At 62.7% G+C, this 25,060-nt stretch carries 28 protein-coding genes and 1 tRNA gene; 18 read left to right on the plus strand and 11 right to left on the minus strand.

Annotated elements, in window-relative coordinates; all coding sequences use genetic code 11:
• Positions 1–263: 263 nt before the first annotated feature.
• From JWQ24_RS04455 to JWQ24_RS04465, 3 genes are all read left to right on the plus strand, one after another.
• Positions 264–854, plus strand: a complete 591-nt coding sequence (locus JWQ24_RS04455; protein WP_299804870.1) for a hypothetical protein — start codon at positions 264–266, stop codon at positions 852–854.
• 85 nt (positions 855–939) lie between these two features.
• Positions 940–1,158, plus strand: a complete 219-nt coding sequence (locus JWQ24_RS04460; RefSeq protein WP_299804873.1) for a hypothetical protein — start codon at positions 940–942, stop codon at positions 1,156–1,158.
• Between the two features lie 90 nt (positions 1,159–1,248).
• Entirely contained in the window at positions 1,249–1,791 is a 543-nt protein-coding gene (locus JWQ24_RS04465) for a methylated-DNA--[protein]-cysteine S-methyltransferase (RefSeq protein ID WP_299804876.1), read from the plus strand.
• Between the two features lie 40 nt (positions 1,792–1,831).
• Here JWQ24_RS04465 and JWQ24_RS04470 read toward each other — a convergent pair whose 3' ends face one another.
• The 5 genes from JWQ24_RS04470 to JWQ24_RS04490 form a co-directional block, all read right to left on the minus strand.
• A complete protein-coding gene (locus JWQ24_RS04470; protein WP_299804878.1) occupies positions 1,832–2,446 on the minus strand; it encodes a glutathione S-transferase family protein in 615 nt (204 codons plus the stop codon).
• Between the two features lie 138 nt (positions 2,447–2,584).
• Entirely contained in the window at positions 2,585–3,427 is an 843-nt protein-coding gene (locus tag JWQ24_RS04475; protein ID WP_299804881.1) for a fumarylacetoacetate hydrolase family protein, read from the minus strand.
• Positions 3,428–3,503: 76 nt separating this feature from the next.
• Positions 3,504–4,355: an MBL fold metallo-hydrolase gene (locus JWQ24_RS04480; protein WP_299804883.1), complete on the minus strand. Its 852-nt coding sequence runs from the start codon at positions 4,353–4,355 to the stop codon at positions 3,504–3,506.
• 78 nt (positions 4,356–4,433) lie between these two features.
• Positions 4,434–5,216, minus strand: a complete 783-nt coding sequence (locus JWQ24_RS04485; RefSeq protein WP_299804886.1) for an SDR family oxidoreductase — start codon at positions 5,214–5,216, stop codon at positions 4,434–4,436.
• 114 nt (positions 5,217–5,330) lie between these two features.
• Positions 5,331–5,843 carry a CvpA family protein gene (locus JWQ24_RS04490; protein WP_299804889.1) on the minus strand — a complete coding sequence of 171 codons (513 nt, stop codon included), beginning with the start codon at positions 5,841–5,843 and terminating at the stop codon, positions 5,331–5,333.
• Between the two features lie 115 nt (positions 5,844–5,958).
• Here JWQ24_RS04490 and JWQ24_RS04495 point away from each other — a divergent pair, with 115 nt between their 5' ends.
• Together JWQ24_RS04495 and JWQ24_RS04500 are read left to right on the plus strand one after the other, a co-directional pair.
• Positions 5,959–6,720 carry an SDR family oxidoreductase gene (locus JWQ24_RS04495; RefSeq protein ID WP_299804892.1) on the plus strand — a complete coding sequence of 254 codons (762 nt, stop codon included), beginning with the start codon at positions 5,959–5,961 and terminating at the stop codon, positions 6,718–6,720.
• Between the two features lie 233 nt (positions 6,721–6,953).
• A tRNA-Met gene (locus JWQ24_RS04500) sits at positions 6,954–7,030 on the plus strand.
• A gap of 450 nt (positions 7,031–7,480) precedes the next feature.
• On the opposite strand, the gene JWQ24_RS04505 is transcribed toward JWQ24_RS04500, so the two are convergent.
• From JWQ24_RS04505 to JWQ24_RS04515, 3 genes are all read right to left on the minus strand, one after another.
• Positions 7,481–8,674, minus strand: a complete 1,194-nt coding sequence (locus tag JWQ24_RS04505; RefSeq protein ID WP_299804895.1) for an MFS transporter — start codon at positions 8,672–8,674, stop codon at positions 7,481–7,483.
• 64 nt (positions 8,675–8,738) lie between these two features.
• Positions 8,739–9,728, minus strand: coding sequence for an aldo/keto reductase (locus JWQ24_RS04510; RefSeq protein WP_299805034.1), 990 nt, complete (start codon positions 9,726–9,728; stop codon positions 8,739–8,741).
• 191 nt (positions 9,729–9,919) lie between these two features.
• The gene (locus JWQ24_RS04515; RefSeq protein WP_299804898.1) at positions 9,920–11,083 is read right to left on the minus strand and encodes an NADH-dependent flavin oxidoreductase; all 1,164 of its coding nucleotides are present in this window, start codon (positions 11,081–11,083) and stop codon (positions 9,920–9,922) included.
• A 135-nt stretch (positions 11,084–11,218) separates the two neighbouring features.
• Here JWQ24_RS04515 and JWQ24_RS04520 point away from each other — a divergent pair, with 135 nt between their 5' ends.
• Both JWQ24_RS04520 and JWQ24_RS04525 read left to right on the plus strand, forming a co-directional pair.
• Positions 11,219–12,112: a LysR family transcriptional regulator gene (locus JWQ24_RS04520; RefSeq protein ID WP_299804900.1), complete on the plus strand. Its 894-nt coding sequence runs from the start codon at positions 11,219–11,221 to the stop codon at positions 12,110–12,112.
• A 102-nt stretch (positions 12,113–12,214) separates the two neighbouring features.
• Positions 12,215–12,364 (plus strand): hypothetical protein, encoded by a 150-nt coding sequence (locus tag JWQ24_RS04525; protein WP_299804902.1) that lies wholly within the window; start codon positions 12,215–12,217, stop codon positions 12,362–12,364.
• Positions 12,365–12,621: 257 nt separating this feature from the next.
• On the opposite strand, the gene JWQ24_RS04530 is transcribed toward JWQ24_RS04525, so the two are convergent.
• On the minus strand, positions 12,622–14,013 hold the full coding sequence (locus tag JWQ24_RS04530; RefSeq protein ID WP_299804904.1) for a TAXI family TRAP transporter solute-binding subunit: 1,392 nt from the start codon (positions 14,011–14,013) through the stop codon (positions 12,622–12,624).
• A gap of 153 nt (positions 14,014–14,166) precedes the next feature.
• Between JWQ24_RS04530 and JWQ24_RS04535 the strand changes: the two genes are divergently transcribed.
• Entirely contained in the window at positions 14,167–15,312 is a 1,146-nt protein-coding gene (locus tag JWQ24_RS04535; protein WP_299804906.1) for a DUF3095 domain-containing protein, read from the plus strand.
• A gap of 88 nt (positions 15,313–15,400) precedes the next feature.
• Here the strand turns inward: JWQ24_RS04535 and JWQ24_RS04540 are convergent, their stop codons facing one another.
• Together JWQ24_RS04540 and JWQ24_RS04545 are read right to left on the minus strand one after the other, a co-directional pair.
• Positions 15,401–15,844, minus strand: coding sequence for a DUF2147 domain-containing protein (locus JWQ24_RS04540; RefSeq protein ID WP_299804908.1), 444 nt, complete (start codon positions 15,842–15,844; stop codon positions 15,401–15,403).
• Positions 15,845–15,967: 123 nt separating this feature from the next.
• A complete protein-coding gene (locus JWQ24_RS04545; RefSeq protein WP_299804911.1) occupies positions 15,968–16,492 on the minus strand; it encodes a GNAT family N-acetyltransferase in 525 nt (174 codons plus the stop codon).
• A gap of 110 nt (positions 16,493–16,602) precedes the next feature.
• Between JWQ24_RS04545 and JWQ24_RS04550 the strand changes: the two genes are divergently transcribed.
• The 10 genes from JWQ24_RS04550 to JWQ24_RS04595 all read left to right on the plus strand — a co-directional run bounded on the left by JWQ24_RS04550 (position 16,603) and on the right by JWQ24_RS04595 (position 24,880).
• Positions 16,603–17,844: an MFS transporter gene (locus tag JWQ24_RS04550; RefSeq protein ID WP_299804914.1), complete on the plus strand. Its 1,242-nt coding sequence runs from the start codon at positions 16,603–16,605 to the stop codon at positions 17,842–17,844.
• An 87-nt stretch (positions 17,845–17,931) separates the two neighbouring features.
• Positions 17,932–18,534 carry a superoxide dismutase gene (locus JWQ24_RS04555; RefSeq protein WP_299804917.1) on the plus strand — a complete coding sequence of 201 codons (603 nt, stop codon included), beginning with the start codon at positions 17,932–17,934 and terminating at the stop codon, positions 18,532–18,534.
• Positions 18,535–18,739: 205 nt separating this feature from the next.
• Positions 18,740–19,114: a fluoride efflux transporter CrcB gene (gene crcB, locus JWQ24_RS04560; protein ID WP_299805037.1), complete on the plus strand. Its 375-nt coding sequence runs from the start codon at positions 18,740–18,742 to the stop codon at positions 19,112–19,114.
• Positions 19,115–19,194: 80 nt separating this feature from the next.
• Positions 19,195–19,371 carry a hypothetical protein gene (locus JWQ24_RS04565; RefSeq protein ID WP_299804919.1) on the plus strand — a complete coding sequence of 59 codons (177 nt, stop codon included), beginning with the start codon at positions 19,195–19,197 and terminating at the stop codon, positions 19,369–19,371.
• Positions 19,371–20,126 carry an ABC transporter ATP-binding protein gene (locus JWQ24_RS04570; RefSeq protein ID WP_299804922.1) on the plus strand — a complete coding sequence of 252 codons (756 nt, stop codon included), beginning with the start codon at positions 19,371–19,373 and terminating at the stop codon, positions 20,124–20,126. Before JWQ24_RS04565 ends, JWQ24_RS04570 begins: the two co-directional genes overlap by 1 nt.
• Positions 20,127–20,130: 4 nt before the next feature.
• The gene (locus JWQ24_RS04575; protein WP_299804924.1) at positions 20,131–21,000 is read left to right on the plus strand and encodes a metal ABC transporter permease; all 870 of its coding nucleotides are present in this window, start codon (positions 20,131–20,133) and stop codon (positions 20,998–21,000) included.
• Between the two features lie 29 nt (positions 21,001–21,029).
• Positions 21,030–21,887, plus strand: a complete 858-nt coding sequence (locus tag JWQ24_RS04580) for a metal ABC transporter substrate-binding protein (RefSeq protein ID WP_299805040.1) — start codon at positions 21,030–21,032, stop codon at positions 21,885–21,887.
• Positions 21,888–21,955: 68 nt separating this feature from the next.
• The gene (locus tag JWQ24_RS04585) at positions 21,956–23,008 is read left to right on the plus strand and encodes a GTP-binding protein (RefSeq protein WP_299804927.1); all 1,053 of its coding nucleotides are present in this window, start codon (positions 21,956–21,958) and stop codon (positions 23,006–23,008) included.
• Positions 23,008–24,024 carry a WD40 repeat domain-containing protein gene (locus JWQ24_RS04590; RefSeq protein WP_299804930.1) on the plus strand — a complete coding sequence of 339 codons (1,017 nt, stop codon included), beginning with the start codon at positions 23,008–23,010 and terminating at the stop codon, positions 24,022–24,024. The genes JWQ24_RS04585 and JWQ24_RS04590 overlap by 1 nt, the downstream gene beginning before the upstream one ends.
• Positions 24,025–24,322: 298 nt before the next feature.
• Positions 24,323–24,880, plus strand: coding sequence for a sugar O-acetyltransferase (locus JWQ24_RS04595; protein ID WP_299804932.1), 558 nt, complete (start codon positions 24,323–24,325; stop codon positions 24,878–24,880).
• Positions 24,881–25,060: the final 180 nt, after the last annotated feature.

Raw genomic sequence — 25,060 nt, forward strand, 5'->3', positions numbered from 1 at the left:
CTCAGCGCCAATGGTACTATGGCTTAAGCCCTGGGAGAGTAGGTCGCTGCCAGGCCTGCAAAGGACAAAGATCTCGAACTTACGATGTCAGATCATCAAAAACGCCGCTCCTAAGTGCTAACGCACCGGGGAGCGGCGTTTTTTTTGGTCGATACTTTGGCCATCATTGTCGCCAATATTTCCTGGATTGGAATGGCCCGGACCGAACCGGGCCAGTTGCACGATCGCCCCATACGATCGCGCCTTTCGCCAAGGAGAAATCCATGCGCATCACCCGTTCCGTCATGGCCTTGAGCCTGATGCTTGCCTCGCCACTGATTGCGCTGACCGCGGGGAATGCGTTCGCCCAGACGGCCAAACAGCCGCCCGCCAGGCAGGCCGCGCCGACGGCAGCTCCCGCAGACGCCGTGGCGATGAAGCAGATCGCGCTGACCGAGAAGCAGATCGAGCAGGTGCTGGCCGCGCAGAAGGATCTCGACGCCATCACCGAGAGACTGCCGGAGAATGCGGCGGCGAAACCCGACGCCAAAGTCGTGGCGCAGCTCGACGGCGCCGCGAAGAAGAGCGGCTTTGCGAGCTATGGCGAGTACAATGACGTGGTCGAGAATATCAGCCTGGTGCTGTCCGGCTTCGATCCGCAGAGCAAAAAATATGTCGGCCCGGAAGCCGTCGTCAAGCAGCAGATCGCAGCCGTGCAGGCAGACAAGAAGATGCCGGCCAAGGAAAAGAAAGAGGCACTGGCTGACCTCGACGGCGCGCTGAAATCTCCGCCGCCGGCAATCGAGAACAAGGGCAATATCGAACTGGTCGGCAAGTATTACGACAAGCTCTTTGCGGTGATGCAGGACGAATAGGCTGGTCGCGCCCGAAATAGCGTCTTGGCGCGGCCGACATAGTTGTTTAAGCCGACGTCATCTCTTTCTCACCCGCGAGACCGACATGCAGGATAACGCCAATCCCATCCCGAACGACCGGCCCGCTCTTCCGCTGAAGGGCTACCGCCTGCTGGACTACAAGACCGATCCCGCGATCGTCGGCATCGCCTTTGACACCGAGCAGGGCCCTTTCATGTTCGTCGCCAACAAGGAAATCCTGGCGATGCTGGGTGCGGCGTTCTCGCAAAAGGCCTCGGAGATGCCGTCGCAGAACCAGGGCTGAGATACGTTCGCCATCCTGAAAACGGGTGGCGAACGCCGCCGTTACGCGCCACACTGACGTCATCGTTCACAAGGGGCATTGGAGCCCGCCATGACGCAAGTGATGTTCACTTTGTTCGACACCGCGATCGGCCGCTGCGCCATCGCGTGGGCCGCGCGCGGCATCGTCGCCGTGCAATTGCCGCATCCGGACGAGGCGCAGACCCGGGTTCGGCTGCGGCAGCGTTATGACGACATCGCCGAAGTCGCCCCGCCGGCCGAAATCCAGACCGCCATCGAGCGCATCAAAACGCTGCTCGAGGGCCAGCCGGTCGATCTTTCAGAGATCGTTCTAGATCTCAACGATTGCCCGCCGTTCAACCGCCATGTCTATGCCATCGCGCGTACCATTCCGCCGGGTGCGACGCTGACCTATGGCGATATCGCCAAGCAACTCGGCGGCGTAGAGCTGTCGCGCAGTGTCGGCACCGCGCTGGGACAAAATCCGTGTCCGATCGTGGTGCCGTGTCATCGTGTGCTGGCGGCTGGCGACAAGCCCGGCGGTTTCTCAGGCAATGGCGGCGTCGTCACCAAGCTCAAGATGCTGGAGATCGAAGGCGCCCGCGTAAATCACACGCCGTCGCTGTTTGACTGAGCGGGCCGTGGCCCGCTCAGTCGTCGCGTGAAGTCCGAGCTTACGCGGCGGGGGCGATTGACGCCCTCACCGACGGCCGCTCCAGCATGGTCGCATGGAAGGCGGCGAGTTTCGGAAATGCTGCGCGCCAGCCGCAATCCGGAAAACGGAAATCTGCGTAGACCAGCAGGCTGACCAGCGCGATCTGCGAGATGTCGAACGGGCGGGTCAGAATATCCGGATGGTTTTCGAAGCGCGTCAGGCCCTGCCAGGTGCGATCCCACTGGTCGTCGACCCACTTCTGCCACAGCAATTCCTTCGGCCGCACGCCAACCTCGTAGCGACACAGCAGCATCGCGTCGGTCATGCCCTGAATGATCGAATGGTCGCTCTTGACCTTCCAGCGCGCCGCGCCGGAGGCCGGGATCAGTTTGCCGCCGGCGAGTTCATCGAGGTATTCGACGATGACGTAGGAATCGACGATCACTTCGCCGTTATCGAGGATCAGTGCCGGCAGCTTTCGCAGCGGGCTGATGTCATGGGAATATGCTTCGTTGGGCTGTGTCGGCGCGACGGTCGCCGGCACCAGTTCGATCTTGTCGATCAGTCCGAGTTCGATCGCGGTGATGCGCACCTTGCGTGCGAACGGCGAGCCCGGGGAGAATGTCAGCTTCATGGGAAGTCCTTGAGTGAATGGCTACTAATGCAGGCGCCACCGTCATTGCGAGGAGCTCTTGCGACGAAGCAATCCAGTCTTCGCTTGTGGCTCTGGATTGCTTCGCTTCGCTCGCAATGACGACGGTGTGTGCGGCGCTTAAGCCGCGACCACCTTCTGCTTCTGGTCGCCGAGCTTCTCGATGCCCAGCGTCATGACGTCGCCGACGTTCAAGAACTTCGGCGGCTTCATGCCGAGGCCGACGCCGGGCGGGGTGCCCGTGGTGATGATGTCGCCGGGCTCCAGCGTCATGATTTCCGACAGATACGACACGATCTTCGGCACGTTGAAGATCATCGTTGCGGTCGAGCCGGTCTGGCAGCGCTGGCCGTTGACGTCGAGATACATGCCGAGCTTGTGCACGTCGCCGACTTCGTCAGGCGTCACCAGCCAGGGACCCAGCGGGCCGAAGGTGTCGTGCGATTTTCCCTTGGTCCACTGTCCGCCGCGCTCGATCTGGAAGAAGCGCTCCGAGACGTCGTTGCAAACCGCATAGCCCGCGACATGCTTGAGCGCCTCGGCTTCCGAAATATACTTGGCGCGCGTGCCGATGATGATCGCGAGTTCAACTTCCCAGTCGAGCTTGGTCGATCCGCGCGGCTTTTCGACGTCGTCGTTGGGACCGCACAGGCTGTTGAGCGCCTTCATGAACACAATCGGCTCCGACGGAATCGGCATGCCGGCTTCCTTGGCGTGGTCGATGTAGTTTAGGCCGATGGCGAGAAATTTCGGTTTTCCGCCGACCGGCGACCCGAGCCGCGGCGAGCCATCGACCAGTGGCAACGAGGCCGGATCAAGTGCCGCCAGCCGGGCCAGGTTCGAGGGGGAGAACGCATCGTCCGCGAGGTCCTTCACCTGACCCGAGAGGTCACGCAATTGGCCGTTACTGTCGATCAGTCCCGGCTTTTCGCTGCCGAATGCGCCGTATCTCACGAGTTTCATTGTTCTCTCCCTGTGGTCTTATTGTCCTGATGTCATGGAACAGCGCGCTGGGGAATTCAACCGCTGCGGCCGCTGACTAGTCCTGCAAGGCGATGAATTTGAACGCCTCGCCATTGCGCTGGAGTTGGCCGGCGCCGAAATGGCCGCCGATCACCAGCGTTGGCGTATCGGCAAAGCGCGAGAACAATTCGTGCCGCGTTGCAGCAGCCTGCGCGGGGTCGGAATCCACGCTCGACGACCAGTCGAGATGCGCCATCTGCGCCGGGCTGTGCGCGACGTCGCCGGTTAGCAGGGCCTGATGGCCATCGGAGTGAATCAGCACGCTCATATGGCCGGGGCTGTGGCCCGGCGTCGGGATCAGCGTGATCTCGTCGGACAGTTGCGCATCGCTGGCCACCAGCTCGGCGCGGCCGGCGTCAATGATCGGCTGAATGGAGTCGTTGAACACCGCAGCTTGCTCGGGCCGTTCGCTATGGGCCTTCCAGTGTGCGTATTCGATGGCGCCAAAGACGTATGTCGCGTTCGGGAAGGTCGGCACCCACTGGCCATCGACCAACCTGGTGTTCCAGCCGACGTGATCGACGTGCAGATGGGTGCACAGCACCCTGTCGATGCGTTCAGGCGGAAAGCCGGCCGCGGTCATGTTTTCCAGGAACGGCGTATTCAGGTCGTTCCAGACCGGTACCGAGCGGCCCTTTTTGTCGTTGCCGAGGCCGGTATCGACCATGATGCGCAGGGACGGCGTTTCCACGATGAAGGACTGCACCACCATCTTCAACCGGCCTTCCGCCGTGGCGAAAGACGGGATCATCCAGGGTAGTCGCTGGACGTCATCCGGGCCGATCTGCGGCAGGATAAAGCGGGTGCCGCCGACCGTTTTCAGCTCGACGATGCGTGTGATCCTGACCTTGCCGACGGTCCAGTTCATCCGGCGCGCTCCCGCTGCAGCAAATTAAGATAGAAGCGACGCCCAGCGCATCGCCGGGCGTCGCGTGGTCGCGTTCGCTTACATGGTGCCGGGGAATGCGCCGCCGTCGAGCACGATGTTCTGGCCGGTGATGAAGCCGGCCTTGGCGCCGCACAGGAAGGCGCAGGTCAGGCCGAACTCCTCGGGGTCGCCGAAGCGGCCGGAGGGGTTCTCGCTGGCGCGCTTGGCCAGGAGTTCGTCGATCGACAGGCCGCTCGATTTGACCTGGCCGGCGGCGACGCCGCGCAGCCGGTCGGTGTTGAACGGGCCGGGCAGCAGGCCGTTGATGGTGACGTTCTCGCGCACGGTCTTGCGCGACAGGCCGGCGACGAAGCCGGTGAGGCCGGAGCGGGCGCCGTTGGAGAGGCCGAGCACGTCGATCGGCGCCTTCACGGCGGCCGAGGTGATGTTGACGATGCGGCCGAATTTACGGGCCATCATGCCGTCTACGGTCGCCTTGATCAGCTCGATCGGCGTCAGCATGTTGGCGTCGATCGCCTTCAGCCAGTCGTCGCGGGTCCAGTTACGGAAATCACCGGGCGGCGGGCCGCCGGCATTGTTGACGAGGATATCGATCTGGCCGGCGGCCGCCAGCGCCGTCTCGCGGCCTTCGACCGTGGTGATGTCGCCGACTACTTCGGTGACCTCGACGTCCGGATAGGTCTGGCGGATATACGCCGCCGTCGCCGCCAGCGCCTCGGCGCCGCGCGCCGTCAGCGTAACGTGAACACCCTCTGCTGCCAGCGCGATCGCGCAGGCGCGGCCGAGGCCCTTGCTGGATGCGCAGACGAGTGCGCGGCGGCCTTTGATTCCCAGATCCACGATGTCGCTCCTGAAGTTAGATCATTTTGCAGAGTGCGCGGGGTTATAGCGTTTCAGCGCAGGCGTGATAAGGGCGCTGTTTCTCCGGCCGTAGCGCGTCATACAAATTTGCTTCTACAATCGATGATCGCGTTTCCATTTGTCGATATAGGCGCTGACATCCGGCGGTAGCGACTTGAAGCCGCGTTGTCCGGCCTGCGACAGCCACGGTCGCAATTTCGACTCGGTGAGGTAGGGCGGCTGCTGGCTTGCCGGAAGCATCTGGTCGAACACCAGCACCAGCGTCACCGCGATCAGCCCGACCCGCACCGCGCCCAACGCTGCGCCGGCGATACGGTCGGCGATGCCGATGTGGTGTCCGAGCGTCTCGTCCACGGCCATGCGGAGCACCATGCCGAGCACGATGCCGGCGACCAGGAAGGCGGCGGCGAACAATTGTGGATTGGCCGTGGTGACGCCGGCATTTCCAGCAAGCTGCGGCGCGATCAGCGTCGTGATCCAGGCAGCGATCGGCACCGCCAGCAAATAAGCGACGATCGTCACGACGCTGCGCAGCAGCCCGGCCCGAAAGCCGATCACCGCGGCTGTCACCAGGCCGGCATAGACGATCAGATCGAAGACGTTCATGCGCAGGCCCCATGTCTGGCAATTCCGCATCACAGAAATTTGCCGGGGCCGCGCGTCCGGTTGGCGATCCCAAGCCTGCCCTGTATCAGTAAAGCAAAGCATCAGGGAGCCCGCCATGTCCGCCATCTTCGACGTCAGTCAAGAAACCATTCTGATTACCGGCGCCTCGCAGGGGCTAGGGCGGCAGTTCGCGCGGGTGCTTTCGGCGCATGGCGCGGCCGTGGTGCTGGCGGCGCGGCAGACCGCGAAGCTGAAGAGCCTGCAAGACGAGATCGTCGCGAAAGGTGGGCGCGCGATCGCAGTGCAGATGGATGTCACCATTACCGGATCGATCGCAGCCGCCATCGACACTGCGGAAGCGGCGCTGGGCCCGATCAGCGTGCTGATCAACAACGCCGGTATCGCCGTGGAGAAGCCCGCGGTCGAGCAGACCGAGGCCGACTGGGACGCCGTGATGTCAGCCAACCTGAAGGGCGCTTATTTCACCGCGACCGAGATCGCCCGCCGGATGATCGCGCGAAAGCAGCAAGGCAACATCGTCAACGTCGCCTCGGTGCTCGGCTTCGGTGTGATGAAGTTCGTAGCCCCCTATACGATCTCCAAGGCCGGTATCGTGCAGGCGACCAAGGCCCTGGCGCTGGAACTGGCGGGCCAGGGCATCCGCGTCAACGCGCTGGCGCCGGGCTATATCGATACCGACATCAACCATGCGTTCTGGGCGACCCCGGCCGGCGAGCGGCTGGCCAAGCGGATTCCGCAGCGCCGGGTCGGCGACGACTCGGATCTCGACGGCGCGATCCTGCTGCTGGCGTCCAACGCCTCGCGTTACATGACCGGCAGCACGATCACCGTCGACGGCGGCTTCCTGCTGACCTGATCGGCCACGCTAAGATGCTGGAATCGCGCGACTTTCAATTATTTTTCGGGCAATCGTCATAAATGCGCGAAAACACTCACAATGGCCCTTTCCAAACCCGCTGCGCATTGGTAGATAACCCTCGCACCGCAGGCACTGCCTCGGTGACTTCTCAGGAAGCCTCCGGACTGGGATCGATCGACGCTTAGGCGTTGGCCGAATTCATTTCGTTCTCCGGTTTCTCGAAGGTTTGGCGCGGGGTGGAGCAGCCCGGTAGCTCGTCAGGCTCATAACCTGAAGGTCATAGGTTCAAATCCTATCCCCGCAACCAAACTTATTAAATCATTACAATGAATTAGCCCGCCCCTAGCGGGCTTTTTCATGTGTTACAGCCCTTCCTATTCATTGCGTCTTATTTCTAATTGATTTCAGGTGCTTACGCGAATTCTTGCCGAGGATTGCTCACCGTTACTAATTTTTCTTAGGCACACGGTGGGCACATGAAACGGTAAACCCGCGTGGGGTTCGATGGTTATCGACGCCTTGTAAGATCTCGGCCGGCGAGCAGCTCCCAATAGCTGACCTAAGCAGATACAGCGAAATCCTCTGTCGCCCCCGGATCAGCCGCGAAGTCTTCATCTGGGAATCCGAGTTACGCGCTATTGCGGCAATTTTATTGAAGGTGCTGGCAGCCGTGCTGGGCGGCGTTGGCATGGCCTATTCGCCGCAGCATCAAGTGCAGCCCTCTCTCGACAAGAGGCAACTAGTCCTGGCTCGCCGGCTACTCGCGGCTGCTGGCTCGAGATGTCAACACAGCTAGCACGCATGAGGCTACCAGCATCACAGCACTTGCCCCGAACGTCGCCTGATATCCGACATGGTCATACAACAGGCCGCCGGTGATCGCGCCGGAGGTTACGGCAAGCTGAACGACCGCGACCATGAGGCCTCCGCCGCCCTCGACGTCGTTGGGCAATGTCCGGGAGAGCCACGTCCACCATGCGACAGGCGCGGACGTGCCGATGAGCCCCCAAAACCCGAGCAGAACGGTAGCCGTGGCCTTGCCGCCGCCAAAAGAAACAAGAAGGAGTGCGATCGCTGCCATGATGAAAGGGCTGACGACCAGCGCCTTGTAAACGCTCTTCTTGATGAGCTTTCCAATCAGCGTCGTTCCCAGAAAGCCCGCCAGACCGATCAGAAGGAGAATGAGCGAAAGCGACGAGGCATCAACACGCGTGATGGTCTCAAGAAAGGGGCGCAGATAGGTGAACAATGAGAACTGCCCCATGAAGAAAAGACTGACCGCTGCCATGCCGAGCGCAACCACGGGCCGCGTCAAAAGCGTCAGGACCTTTCCCGGTTCGTCCCTTTGGACAGCTTTCAACGGTGGAAGGCTGATCGCTTGCCAGACGAACACGAGGGCGGCAACGGGCACGATGAAGAAGAACGCGCCGCGCCATCCGATGATCGAACCCAGAAAGCTGCCCAGAGGTGCCGCGATGACGGTTGCAAGTGCGTTGCCTCCGTTCACGATAGCGAGCGCCTGCGGTACGTTTGCCAGCGGTACCAGACGCATCGCCGTTGCGGCGGACATCGACCAGAACCCGCCGATGGCGATGCCGACGAGGGCTCGGGCGACCATGAACGTGGTGTAGTTGGGCGAGAGTGCCACGAGCGTGCCCGAAGCGATCATGATTCCTGTGAAGGTCAGCAGGATAGTTTTGCGATCAATCCGGCCTGCGATGGCTGTAATGAACAAGCTCGTCACAAGAGCGAAGGCCCCGGCCACGGAGATGCCCTGGCCGGCCTGACCTTCGGTGATATGGAGATCGCGCGCGATGGGCGTCAGCAGGCTCACGGGCAGGAACTCGGACGCGACCAGCGCGAACGCGCCGAAAGACAGCGCGAACACCGCGCCCCAAGCCGGGGCGCGGTGCTGATTTTCAAGGTGCATGGTTGATGCCTGTGACTGCATGACGACTTTCAAATAATCCGACAGTGGCCCCGCCAGATTTCGGAAGCCACGATCGGATCTGATGTTAAGTGGCTGGTTCGACGATCTTCATCTGGTCGGCATTCATGCGACCGCCGTGAACCTTGAGTTTGGCGAGTGCCGTATCGATCTCGCTCAACTCAGTTGTGTTCAGGGCAATAGTGATCGCACCGAGATTCTCGTTGAAATGGGAGAGATTGCGCGTTCCCGGAATGGGCACGATCCACGGTCTTTGCGCGAGAAGCCAGGCCAGCGAAATCTGCGCGGGCGTCGAATTCTTTTTCGCGGCAATCTGCTTCAGCAGATCGATGATCGGCTGGTTCGCCGCAAGGTTCTCGGGCGTGAAGCGTTCGAAGCCGGAGCGGAAATCCGCCTTCGGGTCGAGCTTCGTGCTGCCGCTCAGCGATCCGGTCAGATAGCCCATGCCGACGGGGCCCCATGGCACGAACCCGATTCCCAGCTTTTCGCACGTGTCGAGAACGCCGTTGTGTTCGGGGTCCCGGTTCATCAGTGAGTATTCGGTCTGAACCGCGCTGACGGTCTGAACGGCATGCGCGCGGCGAATGGTCTCCGGTCCAGCTTCGGAAAGCCCGAAGTGCAGGACCTTGCCCTCTTTGATGAGATCCTTGACGGCACCTGCAACGTCCTCGATCGGGACGGCGGGATCGACGCGGTGCTGGTAAAGGAGGTCGATGCGGTCGGTACGCAGACGCTTGAGCGATGCCTCGACCACCTCCTTGATGTGCTCTGGTCGGCTATTCAACCCGCCCCCGCTGCTGCTTAGGTTGAACCCGAACTTTGTCGCGATGGAAACCTTGTCCCGAAAGGGTTCGAGTGCGCCGCCGACAAGCGTTTCACTCGTATACGGGCCGTAGACTTCCGCCGTGTCGAAGAACGTGACGCCGTTTTCGAAGGCAGCACGGATGGTCTTGATAGCCTGGTCAAAAGGTGCGGGCGGCCCGTAATTGGCGCTGATGCTCATGCAGCCCGCGCCGAGTGTCGAGACTGCCAGTGTTCCGAGATTTCGTGTTTTCATTTTCGTGTCCCCGTTTGTTTTCGCGTCGTTATCTTTGGTCGCCACCGTCGCGGCGACCGCCAGCGGCGCGACGCTCAAGACCGCTCCGGCGATCGCTGTCGTGGCCAGAAATTCACGGCGGCTGCGATCGTAGTGTGGTGTGGACCGGGCATCGTTGCGTTCCATTGAAGTTCCCCTGACTGGTTATGTGTTCATGCGTCCACGCGCTCCGGCTTTTCGAGCGCAGCGTCGGTCTTCAGATCGAACCAGCCTTTGGTTGCCTCGATGATCGTCCAGAGTTTTTCCGGAATGGCGATCTGCCGCGCTTTGGCGGGCCAGAGCGCCGTATCGACGTCGCGCCCGGCTTTCGCCCGCTCGACCCAGTCCGGGTTCATGACGAGGCCTTGTCCGACGGCAACCAGCGACAGTCCGAGATCCAGTGCTTTAACTGCCTGATCGGGCGTTCTGATCTGCCCCGCTGCCAGAACTGGCAAACGCCCGGCGACATGCCCCACCATGCGCTGTGCGGTCGTGACTTCGTCGGTCGCACCGATGGGTTTTGACGTCAGTATGCTGGTCAGCGAAAAGTGCAGGTAGCCGATGCCGCTCTGGATCAGTCTGTCAGTCAGTGCAAAGGTGTCCTCGATACGCAGGCCGCCTTCGTCACCTTCCTCGGGCGAGATACGGTAACCGATCACGAAGGGCTGCTTCGCGTGGGCCGCAGCGATGCGCTGGACTTCCGCCACGACCGCCAGAGGGAAACGCATGCGCTTCTCCGGCGGTCCGCCCCACAGGTCGGTGCGCTGGTTGAAGTGCGGAGAAAAGAAATTCTGGATCAAAAAGCCGTGCGCACCGTGCAATTCGACCCCGTCGAATCCGGCTTTGATCGCGCGGCGCGTTGCCTCACCGAATGCGGTGATGACGGCGCGGATTTCGTCATCGATTAAAGCCCGTGGCGTAAGCGCCGGATTGAAGGGGCCTGCCGGAACGGCGACAGCGCTGGCACTGACGACGTCGCTGCCGGTCACGAGCGCGGGAGCGGCCTTGTTGCCTGCATGGAATATCTGCAGGATCGCAGGCGCGCCGCCGCTTTTTGCGGCCTCGGCAAGCCTACGCAAGCCGGGAATGAAGCGATCAGAATGGGAAGCGAACTCGCCGGTAAAGCCGATGCCGTTCGCCGTCACGTGGGAGCAGCCAGTGATGACGAGGCCGACGCCGTTGGATCGGGCGCGGTAATAGGCAAGCTCTTCGTCCGAAACCGTCCCGTCGGTATTTCCCGCCCATGTCGTCATGGGGGCCATGACGATCCGGTTGCGAAGGCTTATGCCGTTGGCAAAGGCGAAGGCGTTGAACAGTTTCTGATGGGTCACATGCACGTGGGCCAGTCCTTTTCGATGGATGGGCCGGAAGCCTGAGAGGAGCCCGCCGGTATCGTCAGGACCAAGATAGGCCTGGCGGAGCCTATCGATTAGTCGCTATAATCATCTAAAGCTTATGTGCGGCGTGCATCAATGAAACGGGATGATCTCTACGATCTTGCGGCCTTCGCGGTGGTCGCCGAACAAGGCAGCTTTACCCGCGCAGCGGCGGAGCTCGGTATGTCGCAGTCGGCGTTGAGTCACGCCATGAAATCGCTGGAAGAGCGGCTGGGCGTGCGGCTCTTGTCACGGACGACGCGCTCGGTCTCGACGACCGAGGAAGGTGAAAAGCTGTTGCGCTCGCTCCGGCCTGCGCTGGAAGAAATCAGTGCCGGGGTGGATGCGGTCGGGGCCGCGCGCGGCAAATTGTCGGGCACCGTACGCGTCACGGCGACCAGGCACGCCATTGCATCCGCCATCATGCCCAAGCTCCCGCGCTTCTTTGCATCCTATCCCGACGTTCAGGTGGATATGATCGCTGACGACAATCTTGTCGACATTGTCGCCGAGCGCCTCGATGCAGGAATCCGTTTTGGCGACATCGTTCAGAAGGACATGATCGCTGTGCGTATCGGTGCGGATGTTCGCATGAGCGTCGTCGGTGCGCCGTCTTATTTCGAAGAGCATGCCGTTCCTAAAACGCCGCGCGATCTGGCTGATCATCGCTGTATCAACTACCGGCTCGTTCGATCGGGTGGCCTTTATGCCTGGGATTTCGAGGAAAAAGGGCGCAGTTTTGAAGTGCGTGTTGCGGGTCCTCTCGTATTCAATAACGCGGACCTCCTGCGCGAGGCCGCTCTCGCGGGCCACGGGCTCGCATATATGTACGACGACATGGTGGCCGCCGACGTAAAGGCAGGACGGCTCAAGCGCGTTCTGGAGAAATGGTGCCCGACATTTCCGGGTTACTATCTCTACCACCCGAGCCGTCGGCAGACGCCGCCCGCGCTGACGGCGCTGATCGCGGCGCTGCGATACAAGAGCTAACGCGGTGTCCCGGACCTGCGCAGGTGGCATCTGCCATAAGGCCTACATTCTCGTTCATTGTTCGGCAGAATTACTGTGGCGCTTCTGGCACATAGCGAAACTATGACCGATCTCAAGAAATTCAGCGAGGATACGTTCAGGGCCGCGCAGGGCCCAGCGAAATGGCTGCTGACGGCCGAGCGTTTGCGCGATGGCGCGGAGGCCATCTTCAAGCACGAACAGGAGTTCGAGATCGACTACCTTCGGGCTTAAATTGAGGGCAGGCAAGTTCCGGATGCGTTGGTGGACAAAATCTGCGCGATGACAGCCAAAGAGGCGTTCGAATACTTCACCGAAACTACCGCCTAAATCGCACCTTGAGATCAAGGCGACGGCGGTCTTCTGTCGGTTGGACCGGCCACGTGAGGGACCGGTCAATGCAGACTTCCTGCGACCTTGCAGTCTACTTACAGGTCAGAGGTCGCGTCCTGCCGCGGCGTTTGTGCGAGGAAATACGATTTTCCGTTGCCCTATGAAGCTTCGCCAACGCTGGCCAGAACATCGCGTCGGTCACTGACCGCAAAATGAAACTGCTCGAGGACGAGGCCGAAGGCCAGCAAGGCGGCGTCCTCGATCGCGCCATCCTCGAAGCAGTCGAGCGTTTCGCGCAGGACGTCGTCGACCTCGCTCTGCATTTTCGCGAGCTGTTCCGGCGTTTCCGCTGCGCGCGCGGCGCCGATCATTTCCAGCACGCGGTCCCGCGACGCCAGATAGCTGTTGCGTTCGTCGCGCTTGAGATAGCTGCGCAGCCACGCGCCGGTGGAGCCGAGGCCCGACAGCAGCAACAGCCCGCCCCACATGAAATCGCTGTAGCGCTCCAGGAAGGTGCGGTCGGTGCCGTCGATATAGGCCGCGGCGCCGCGATGCGCCGGTATCGCGGCATCCTTGTCGGTATCGGGCTTTTCCAGTGTCGCCACGCCGGGCAACGCGCGCAGCAGGTTGGGCCTTGCGACGAACAATTGCCGGGTCATCTCGGTGACGGTGGCCTCGGCCAGGGTTTTCGGCGCGACGATCAGATGGTCGACGCTGATGGTTTCGATCTTGTCGTCCGGCCGCGCCGGCGACGAACTGAACGTGCTGCCGGGAATTTCTGTCGATTCATAGGTCGGATGCTTCTGCGCGATCGACTCCGAAACATCGACGCTCAGGAATTGCGGCGCGCCGCGCAGTTTGGCGGTGGCGGCGATGGCGTCCGCCGTGATCTTGCTGTCGAGCGTGCCGACCGCCATGTAGGCGTCATTCTTGCGCTCGCGCGCCATCGCGTCGATTTCGCTAACCGAGTATTGCACCATCTCGACTTTGTCCGCGGCGATGCCGGCCTCGGAGAGCACCATTTTCAACATCGCCGGATTGGCCGGCGACTTGCCGATGATCGCGATGCGATGTCCCGGCAAGTTTTCCAGCGCCTTGATGGTGTTCACCGGCTTCTTCGATTTGTTGTCTTCCGCCTTCGGCACCGACCACAACACAAGGAAGTTCTTGCGCAGGATGGCGACCGCCTGGGTGCCGGTGGGCATCGGCAGGTCGGCGCGGGCCACTGCGAGGTCGGCCTTGCGCTCGCCGAGCAGCGCCAGGCTGGCGGTGGGCCCTTCGGTGGCCGTAAGCGTCAGGCGGACGTGATCGCGATCGCGGGCAAAGGTCTGCACGACGGTCTGGATGAACTTGACGTCGTCGCTTCCCGCAGGCCCGACCGCGATGCGCAGGGTTTCCGGCCGCAGGATCAGATAGGCGGATATGCCGGCCAGCCCGACCAGCAGCAGGACGCTGGCGGCCACGAACAGCGCAAAGGTTCGCGCCGCACGCCGCCGCGCGCTTTGCAACTCTGTCCGGACGGGCCGTGTTGCCGAGGTTGTCTTGTCCATATGGCACCTTTAACGGGTATCGCGGCAACAGGATATGGATAGTCGTATCCGGCCAAGACGTCGAAACCATCCGGATGACGTCACCCCCTCGCTGCGGCTAGGATGGGCCCGCGCGTCCGTTCGGGCGTGCGCAACGATCGGGACGGCGCATCCATGACCCCTCGGGGCGACGATTTGTACAGCCGCATTCCGGTATTTCGCGGCTTCGGTGACCTGATGGACCCGGCGCTCTATATGCCGTTGCCGGATGACTGGACCATCGGTCTCGCCGACATCGTTCAATCCACCCAGGCCATCGCGCAGAAGCGCTACAAGGCCGTCAACATGGCGGGCGCGGCGGTCATCGCCGCCGTCACCAATGCGCTGGATGGCCGCGAGTTTCCCTTCGTGTTCGGCGGCGACGGCGCCAGCTTCGCGGTGCCGCCCGGCGATCTCGAAGCTGCCCGCGAGGCGCTGTCGGCGACGGCGCGCTGGGTGCAGGACGATCTCGATCTGATGATGCGCGTGGCGCTGGTGCCGGTGGCCGACGTGCGGGCGCAGGGGCTCGACGTCCGCGTCGCGCGCTTTGCGCCATCGCCGAACGTGTCCTATGCGATGTTTTCCGGCGGCGGGCTCGGCTGGGCGGAAGTGGCCATGAAGCGCGGCGAATTCGCAGTGCCGATGGCGTCGTTCGGCTCGATGCCCGATCTCACCGGCCTGTCGTGCCGGTTCGAGGAAATTCCAGCGACGCGCGGGCTGATCCTGTCGGTGCTGGTGGTGCCCTGCGCGGGCGTCGATGAATCGGCGTTCCGCCGCGTCATCGAGGACGTCATTGCGGTGGTCGAGCGCAGTCCGGACGCCGGGCGTCCGGTGCCGGCAGGTGGTCCGGCGATCAAATGGCCGCCGGCCGGGCTGGAATTCGAGATCCGCGCTGAGCGCGGCTCACGGCTGGTGAACCGGGTCTATGTGCTGGGCCGCACGCTGCTGGCGTGGTTCGTGATGCGCTACGGCATCAGCGTCGGCGGCTTCGTGCCCAAGGTCTATGTGCATCAACTGGTCGAGAATTCCGACTTCCGGAAATACGACGACGGGCTGCGGATGATCCTGGATTGCACGCCGGACCTGGAAAGCGCGCTGGAGCGGTGCCTGGTCGCGGCCGCTTCTGCCGGCACGGTTCGCTACGGCCTGCACCGGCAGGATGCGGCGATGATGACCTGCTTCACGCCCTCGGCGCTGCGCAGCGACCACGTCCACTTCATCGACGGCGCCCGCGGCGGCTATGCCTCGGCCGCGACCGCCTTGAAGGCGATGAAGGCGTAGCTAGATTGACGTGTTCGACGCGCAGCAGACGCAGCCTGCGTATAGCGCTCCCTCGCCCCGCTCTTGCGGGGAGAGGTAACAAAGAAGCTTACTTCCCCACGCGGGTCCAGTTTTCGCCGCCGCAGAAAGCGCCGACGCAGCCTTCGACCCGCAGCGCATCGGGGCTGGCGAGGGAGATGTTGCTGGCGTACGTTTTGCCGTCGTCTGCATTGTAGATCTGGCCCGACCAGCGGTTAGGCCCTGCAGGGCGCATGTCGATGAACAGGTGCACGCCGATCATCGAACGGGTCGCCTTGGCGGGATCCGGGTTCTTGTCATCGATGGCCGGCTTGCCTGTGTTCGGATCGAACTTGTCGCGCAACGACGCCACCGTCGCGCACAGCGCGCCGCCGCATTTGCTGACGCGCACGCGCGCATCGCCCGCCTGGGTCTGCCACAGGCCGGTTGCCTCGTCGGCAGCCCGGGCCTTGGTGGCGGGGACGGCGAACAGCGCGCCCAGCAGCGCAATCATAACGGCGGAACGGATGGCCATGCGTATCTCCTCGATTCGGACGCCTGCAATAACAAGAAATCGAACTTGTGCAATGCCGGATCGCCATCGCGGTAAAGTGAACATGCGGCAATCAAGACGTTTTGTGTCGGCAACTTTAACGGTTCACCACGGCAGCCCGCACAGGTCGATTTCGCCCGTATGCGGCGCGCGCTTCAGATAGGACACGAAAGGCAGCAGCGCATCGAAACGTGCGCGCTGCCCGGCCTGTTCCGCAAACACCTCGCCAACGAACGGCTTCCAGCCGCGGCTGGTGTAGAAGTCGGCTTGATGGGGCTCGCAAAACAGCAAGGCGAAATCGGTCGCCCGCTCCTCCTTCAGCGTCTGCAGCGCGGCGTTGAGCGCAACGCTGGCGAAGCCACGGCGACGAAAGTCCGGGTGCGTCGATACGCCGCCAATGCCGCCGATGCGAACCTTGCGGCCGTCCCACGTGGCTTCGCGACGGGTGATGCCGACCTGGCAAACCAGCCGCTCGTCATCCTCCACCAGCACGCGAAGGTCGGCAGGGGCAAACACGATGTGACCCCATGAAAGTTTCTCGACGACCTCCCGCGGCCACACCGCCTCGAACAGCGGCTTGACGCTCGGCCACGATGCAACGCCCGTCCGAATTTCGATCTCGACGCTCATAATGCAACTCACCTCTGCCTGTTTCGCATTCCTTATAGGTCGCCCGCGGGATGGTCAGTTGCCCAATCCGGTGGCAATGTGTGGAAAATTATTCTCCGGTGAGGACGACGATGACAGAGGCCCAACTCAGCACCTATCAGCGCTGGTCGATTCTCGCCGGTGCGGCGGTGCTGCTCAGTCTGGCGATGGGGATGCGGCAGAGTTTCGGCCTGTTCCAGCCCTCTATCCTGCACGACACCGCGATCACCACGGCCGACTTCTCGTTGGCGACGGCGTTGCAGAACGTGATCTGGGGCGTCTCGCAGCCGTTCGTCGGCGCTTTCGCCGATCGCTACGGCAGCCGCTATGTGATGCTGACCGGCGTGTTCATCTATGCCGCCGGCCTGTTGCTGATGATGGTGGCGACCTCGGCGCTGGTGTTCACGCTCGGCGCCGGGCTGTGCGTCGGCCTCGCGCTGTCGTGCACGGCGTCGAGCATTGCCATGACCGTCTCCTCGCGCAGCGTCTCGGCGGCCAAGCGCAGCGTGACGATGGGCGCGGTCTCGGCCGCGGGCTCGCTCGGCCTGGTGATCGCCTCGCCGCTGGCGCAGACGTTGATCACCACAGCGGGCTGGCAGATGGCGCTGGTCGGCTTCCTCGGTCTCGTTGCCGTGATGCTGCCGGCCGCTCTGTTTGCCGGCCGCTCCGACAAGATCGAGGCGGCGAAGTCCGATGAAATGCCGCAGACGATGGGCGCCGTGGTGCAATCGGCGCTTGGTCATTCCGGCTTCGTGGTGATGGCGCTGTCGTTTTTCGTCTGCGGGTTGCAACTCGTCTTCATCACCACGCATCTGCCGAACTATCTGGCGATCTGCGGCCTCGACCCTTCGCTCGGCGCCACCGCGCTCGCGCTGGTCGGGCTGTTCAACGTGTTCGGGTCGTACGCCTTCGGCTGGCTCGGTGGCCGTTATCCGAAGCAAATTCTGCTCGGCGGGATCTATATCGTGCGCTCGCTGGCGATCGCCGCCTATTTCTACTTCCCGGCCTCGGCGGCCTCGACGATGGTGTTCGCCGCGGTGATGGGGTCGCTGTGGCTCGGCGTGGTGCCGCTGGTTAACGGCCTCGTTGCGCACCTTTTCGGGCTGCGCTTCATGGCGACGCTGACCGGCATCGCGTTTCTCAGCCATCAGGCCGGCTCCTTCATCGGGGCCTGGGGCGGTGGCGTGATCTACGCGCAGCTCGGCAATTACGACCGGGCGTGGCAGGCCGCGGTGGTGATCGGTCTGATCGCCGGCTGCTTCCAGATGCTGATGAATGTCCGCCCGCCGGTTCGCCGCGACGCGCTGGACGTCGCCATGCCCAGCCCGGCGTAACGCACAAAACATGTCCAAGGGTGATGGAACCATCTATAATGGTTCCCGTTAGACTGCGTATCCCATCAATTTTGTGGACGATTCCCCATGACCTTCACGCTTCCCGAACTGCCTTACGCCTATGACGCGCTCGCGCCTTATATGTCGAAGGAAACGCTGGAATTCCATCACGACAAGCACCATCAGGCTTACGTGACCAACGGCAATAACCTGCTCAAGGGCACCGAATTCGAAGGCAAGTCCCTCGAGGAGATCGTGAAGGGTTCGTTCGGCAAGAACGCGCCGCTCTTCAACAATGCCGGTCAGCACTACAACCATCTGCATTTCTGGAACTGGATGAAGCCGAACGGCGGCGGCGACAAGCTGCCCGGCCGTCTCGAGAAGAAGATCACCGAGGACCTCGGCGGTCTCGAGAAGTTCAAGACCGATTTCGCCGCCGCAGGCGTCGGCCAGTTCGGCTCCGGCTGGGCCTGGCTCTCGGTCAAGAATGGCAAGCTGGAAATCTCCAAGACCGCGAACGGCGAAAGCCCGCTGGTGCATGGCGCGACCCCGATCCTCGGCGTCGATGTCTGGGAGCACTCTTACTATATCGACTACCGCAACCGCCGCCCGGACTATTTGAAGGCGTTCGTCGATCATCTCGTGAACTGGGAATATGTCGACGATCAGCTCGGCAAGGCCGGCGTGTAACAAGCGGTCCGTTTTCGGATCGGACAAGAGGGCGGTGGCGCAAGCTGCCGCCCTTTTGCTTGCGTAGCTTGGGCTACAAGCTGACCCCTCGTCGTTGCGAGGAGCCCTTGCGACGAAGCAATCCAGTCTTCGCTTGCGGCTCTCTGGATTGCTTCGCTACGCTCGCAACGACGACCGATAGGATTTAGCAAGGCCGGCGATCATGATGAATTACGTTCTGGTGTTTATCGGCGGCGGTCTTGGCTCGACCTTGCGCCATACGGTCAACATGGTCAGCGCGCGGACCCTCGGCACCGCGTTTCCGTGGGGCACCTTCCTGATCAACATTACCGGCTCGATTGTGATGGGACTGATTGCCGGTTACCTCGTCTTCAAGGGGCAGGCGTCGCAGCCGTGGCGGCTGTTTCTGATGACCGGTATTCTCGGCGGCTACACCACCTTCTCGGCGTTTTCGCTCGATACTGCACTGCTGTACGAGCGCGGCGAGATCGGGCTGGCGCTGCTGTACGTGCTGGGTTCGGTCGGGCTGGCGATCGCCGGCCTGTTTGCGGGCCTGGCGCTGGTCCGGCATTTCACCTGAGCCGTTGCAGCGGGTGATGTTATAATATAACAAATGGACAGGGCGGCCGCGGCCGCCGCTTTGTTCGTCCAGGCGTATCGATGGCCCATTCGCACACCCACCACACCCATTCGCACCATCACCACGATCCCCTTGCGCCACACCCCGCGCAGCCGGCGCCGTGGTCGATCCTGCGCATGACCCTGCTGGCGCGGCTTGGCGCGGCCGTTCTGGTCAGCGCCGCGATGTGGGCGGTCGTGCTGACGGCGATGCGCTGATGACCGCGCAACTGACCTTCTCCGACGTCACGCTGGGCTATGACCGCCATCCGGCGGTGCATCACCTCAATGGCGAGATCGCCGCGGGCGCCTTGCTCGCGGTCGTCGGTCCCAACGGCGCCGGCAAGTCGACGCTGTTTCGCGGCATCGTCGGCATCCTGAAGCCGCTGGCGGGGACCATCGGGCTTGGCGACCTCAAGCCGCGCGAGATCGCCTATCTCCCGCAAAGCGTCGATATCGACCGCACGTTCCCGATCTCGGTGTTCGATTTCGTCGGCACCGGCCTGTGGCGCTCCACCGGCCTGTTCGGCGGGCTTGGCCGCAAGGCCGGCCAGCAGATCGGGCAGGCGCTGGCCGCGGTCGGCCTCACCGGCTTCGAGAACCGCACCATCGGGACGCTGTCCGGCGGCCAGATGCAACGCATGTTGTTCGCCCGCGTGCTGCTGCAGGACGCCCGCGTTATCGTGCTGGACGAGCCTTTCAACGCGATCGACGCCAAGACCTCCACCGACCTGATCGGGCTTGTCAGGCACTGGCACGCCGAGCGGCGCACCGTGCTGGCCGCGCTGCATGACATGGAACTGGTGCGCGACAATTTCCCGGAAACGCTGCTGCTGGCCAGGGGCGCGGTGGCGTGGGGCGCGACGCGCGAGGTGCTGACGGCAGACAACCTGCTGGAAGCGCGGCGGATGTGCGAGGCGTTCGACGACGGCGCCTCGGCCTGCGTCGTCGATGCCAGACCGCGGGCGGCCTGAGCGCATGATCTATGACGTGCTGATCGCGCCCTTTGTCGATTTCGAATTCATGCGCCGGGCGCTGGCTGGCGTGGTCGCGCTCGCGCTCGGCGGCGCGCCGGTCGGCGTGTTCCTGATGCTGCGCCGGATGAGCCTGGTCGGCGACGCCATGGCGCATGCAATCCTGCCGGGCGCCGCTGTCGGCTTCCTGTTCTCCGGGCTCAACCTGTTCGCGATGACCTTTGGCGGGCTGATTGCCGGCTTCTCGGTGGCGCTACTCGCGGGCCTCGTCTCGCGCGTGACCGAGATCAAGGAGGATGCTTCGCTCGCGGCCTTCTATCTGGTCTCGCTGGCGCTCGGCGTCACCATCGTTTCCATGAACGGCACCAACATCGACCTGCTGCACGTGCTGTTCGGCAATATTCTGGCGATGGACGACCAGACGCTGCTGGTGATCGCCTTCAACGCCACCATCACGCTGCTGGTGATGGCGGTGATCTATCGCCCGCTGGTGATTGAATGCGTCGATCCGGTGTTCCTGCGCACGGTGTCGCGGGCCGGTGCGCCAGCGCATCTGGCGTTTCTGGCGCTGGTCGTCATCAATCTCGTCAACGGCTTCCATGCGCTCGGCACGCTGCTGGCGGTGGGGCTGATGGTGCTGCCGGCCGGCATCGCGCGGTTCTGGTCGCGCGACATCACCGGCATGATGGTGATCGCGGTCGCCAGCGCCATGCTGTCGGGCTATCTCGGCCTGGTACTGTCGTTTCAGACCAAGGTGCCGTCGGGCCCGGCGGTCATTCTGGTGGCAGCCGCGCTGTATGTGATTTCAGTTCTGTTTGGCCGTGTCAGCGGACTGGTGCGGCAGTTGTTTCCCGGCCGGCATCTGGAAGCGTAGGAGCGATCATGCGGCGTATAGGCTATTCGATGGTCTATGCGGTGGCGCTGTTGTTCGCGTCGGCGGCCGCGTCGTTTGCGCAGGACAGGATCGATGTCGTCGCCAGTTTCTCGATCCTCGGTGATCTCGTCAAAAACGTCGGCGGGGATCGCGTCAGCATCACCACACTGGTCGGCCCCAACGGCGACGCGCACGTCTATACGCCGTCGCCGCAGGACGCCAAAAAGATCACCGATGCGAAGCTCGTCGTGGTCAACGGGCTCGGCTTCGAGGGCTGGCTGCCGCGGCTGGTGAAGTCCTCCGGCGGACAGGCGGTGATCGTCATGGCCTCCGACGGCATCGCGGAGCGCATTTTGGGCACCCGCACCGATCCGCATGGCTGGCAGTCGGTGGTCAATGCCAAGGCCTATGTCAGCAATATCCGCGAGGCGCTGGTCGCGGTCGATCCGGCAGGGGCTGCGACCTACAAGGCCAATGCGACGGCCTATCTGGCGAAGCTGGACGCGCTCGACGGCGAGGTGCGGGCCGCGGTGGCCTCGATCCCCGAAGGACGTCGCCAGGTGATCTCGACCCACGATGCCTTCGGGTATTTCGCCGATGCCTATGGCATCGGTTTTGTTGCGCCGCAGGGCGTCTCGACCGATTCCGAACCCAGTGCGCGGGATCTCGCGGCGATCATCAGCCAGATCAAGGCAGCCAAGATTCCCGCGGTTTTCCTCGAAAACATCAGCGACCCCCGCCTGATGCGCCGGATCAGCGCCGAGACCGGGGCGAAGATCGGCGGAACGCTGTATTCGGACAGCCTGACGGCGGAAAACGGCGACGCCCCCACTTACATTGACATGGTCAGGCACAATATAAAGACGCTGACGAGCGCGCTGAATTAACCAGCGCGGGGGCACCCCTGCCGCCGGCGCGCTGCCAATACCCCGCCCGATACAATGCCGGAGTGACCATGTCTGAAGCGACTGCCGCCAAAATTCCCGTGACCGTGCTGACCGGCTATCTCGGCGCCGGCAAGACCACGCTCCTGAACCGCATCCTGTCGGAGAACCACGGCAAGAAATACGCCGTGATCGTCAACGAATTCGGCGAGATCGGCATCGACAATGACCTGATCATCGGCGCCGACGAAGAAGTCTTCGAGATGAACAACGGCTGCGTCTGCTGCACCGTGCGCGGCGATCTGGTGCGCATTCTCGACGGCCTGATGAAGCGCAAGGGTAAGTTCGACGCCATCATTCTGGAGACCACCGGCCTCGCCGATCCAGCCCCCGTGGCGCAGACCTTCTTCGTCGATGAAGACGTGCAGTTGCACACCCGCCTCGACGCGGTGGTGACGGTGGCCGACGCCAAGTGGCTGAGCGAGCGGCTCAAGGACGCGCCGGAAGCCAAGAACCAGATCGCTTTCGCCGACGTGATCGTGCTCAACAAGATCGATCTGGTATCGAAGCCCGAACTGGCCGAAGTCGAAGCCCGCATCCGCGCCATCAATCCCTATGCGAAGCTGCACCGCACCGAGCGCGCGCAGGTCAAATTGTCCGATGTGCTGGAGCAGGGCGCCTTCGATCTTGAGCGTATTCTGGAGATCGAGCCGGAATTCCTCAATGCCGGCGATGGTCACGACCACGATCATCACGACCACGGTCATGACCATCATCACCACGGCCATGATCACGGCCACGGCGGCGTGAAGCACTATCACGACGAGGACATGCAATCGCTGTCGCTGCGCACCGACAAGGCGCTCGACGCCTCGACTTTCATGCCTTGGCTGCAGGGGCTCGTCGCCGCAGAAGGCGCCAAGATCCTGCGCTCCAAGGGCATCCTGTCGTTCCACGGCGACGATGACCGCTACGTGTTCCAGGGCGTGCACATGATGCTGGAAGGCGATCACCAGCGCGCCTGGAAGGATGGCGAGAAGCGCGAGAGCCGTCTCGTCTTCATCGGTCGCGATCTGCCGGAGCAGGCGATCCGCGACGGCTTCGCCAACTGCATTCCCGCCTGATGTCGGACTTCAACCCCCTGCAGGAGCAGGAATCCATCGTCTCGGTTACCGACCGCGTGCGTCCCGTGACGATTGGCGCGGCGGTTGTCGCCGTGCATTTTCTCGGCGACAAGGCCGCGTTCGTCTGCGCCGAGGAAAATGTCGTGCTGGTCGATGAGATCGGCCGGAGCGTTGTCGCCGTGCATGGCGGTGGCATTCTGTGCACCGCGGCCGATGACCTGCGGCTGCTGATAGGCGGCGACGACGGCAAGCTGGTCGAGCTGAATCGCAACGGCGATGTCACGGTGCTCGCCACCGACGCCAAGCGCCGCTGGATCGACAATGTCGCCGTGCATCCCGACGGCGCGGTGGCGTGGTCGGCCGGCAAGACGGCGTTCGTGCGCAGCCCCAAGGGCGAAGTGAAATCGCTCGACGTGCCCTCGACCGTCGGCGGCGTGGCGTTTGCGCCGAAGGGCCTGCGGATCGGCATCGCGCACTACAACGGCGTGACGCTGTGGTTTCCCAACATGGCGGCGAAGCCCGAAATTCTGGAATGGGCCGGCTCGCATCTCGGCGTCACCTTCAGTCCGGACAACAAGTTCCTCGTTACCGCGATGCACGAGCCGGCGCTGCACGGCTGGCGGCTGTCGGATAGCAAGCACATGCGGATGACCGGCTATCCGGCGCGCGTGCGCTCGATATCCTGGACCACCGGCGGCAAGGCGCTGGCGACCTCCGGCGCCGACAGCGTGATCGTCTGGCCGTTCGGCAGCAAGGACGGTCCGATGGGCAAGGAGCCCGGCATGCTGGCGCCGCTCAAGGCCAAGGTGACGATGGTCGCCTGCCATCCGAAGCAGGAAATTCTCGCCTGCGGCTACAGCAACGGCACCATCCTGATGGTGCGGCTGACCGACGGCGCCGAGATTCTGGTGCGCGCCAACAAGGGCGAGCCGGTGACGGCGCTCGGCTGGAACGCCAGGGGCACGCTGCTGGCTTTTGCCGATCAGAACGGCGACGCTGGCCTGTTGGAGATTTGACGGCCGCGACTTGCTTCATCTTTTCCCGGAAGCGGGATGAGGGAAGCAAGCGGCCTTCGCAAGTCAAAAAATAAAAACGACCGGGATCGCTCCCGGCCACTGGCTTAAATGTGGAATCGCCAAACGGCGATTCCACGGAGTTTTTGCCGCTGGCGAGATGCCCGCTTCATCACCGCAGCCCGGCAATCCAGGCTGTGGACCTGTTAACTGGGAATGATGGAAAGCGGTGATCCGGCCATGTAGATTTCCAAGCGAGCATCGGGCCGAACCGATGCAGTTACGCAAGGAAAAGCGATAAATGTCGCATCAGGGTGGCGTCAGGATTGTTCACAGGCGGACGCCAGAATCCGCGGCGATGGTCGCGGAAACCAGGCGAGCAATGGCGATCACGGCCAAGCTCAATCGCCTGACATTCCATGACGTGGACGAAGTCCGGCTTCTTTTCAGCGAGCTTATCGGCAAGAAGGTAGACGACAGCTTTATACTGATCCCCCCATTCTACGCGACAGGGGGGAACGAAGTTCGCATCGGGCATCGCGTCTTCATTAATCAGAACTGCACGCTCTATGACCTCGGTGGCGTCGATATAGCCGACGACGTGATGATCGGACCGAATGTGAGCATCATCACGTCAGGCCATCCGCTCGAACCCTCGCAGCGGCGGTCGGTTACGATAGGGAAGCCCATAGTGATTGGGAGGAACGTCTGGATCGCAGCCGGGGCGACGATCATCGGAGGAGTGACCATCGGCGAAAACTCGGTCGTTGCTGCAGGCTCGGTGGTTACGAAGGACGTGCCCCCAAACACTCTTGTCGGAGGCAACCCGGCGCGGCCCATTCGCGCGCTTGGCGCCTGAGCTCAATGCGGCTGTAGCTCCGCGCTTATCAGTCTACGACCTGGCTGAAATATAAAACTTTCTCGAACCGGATAGCTCCCTTGGCCAATCCGATGCGCAGATATTTCCGGCGTGGTCGGCACCCGCAACTTCTTATGGAATAAGGGGGCCGATGAGGGGGAGTTAAAATTCCACATTTAA

The organism is Tardiphaga sp. (genome assembly GCF_028290495.1).
GTDB lineage: Bacteria > Pseudomonadota > Alphaproteobacteria > Rhizobiales > Xanthobacteraceae > Tardiphaga.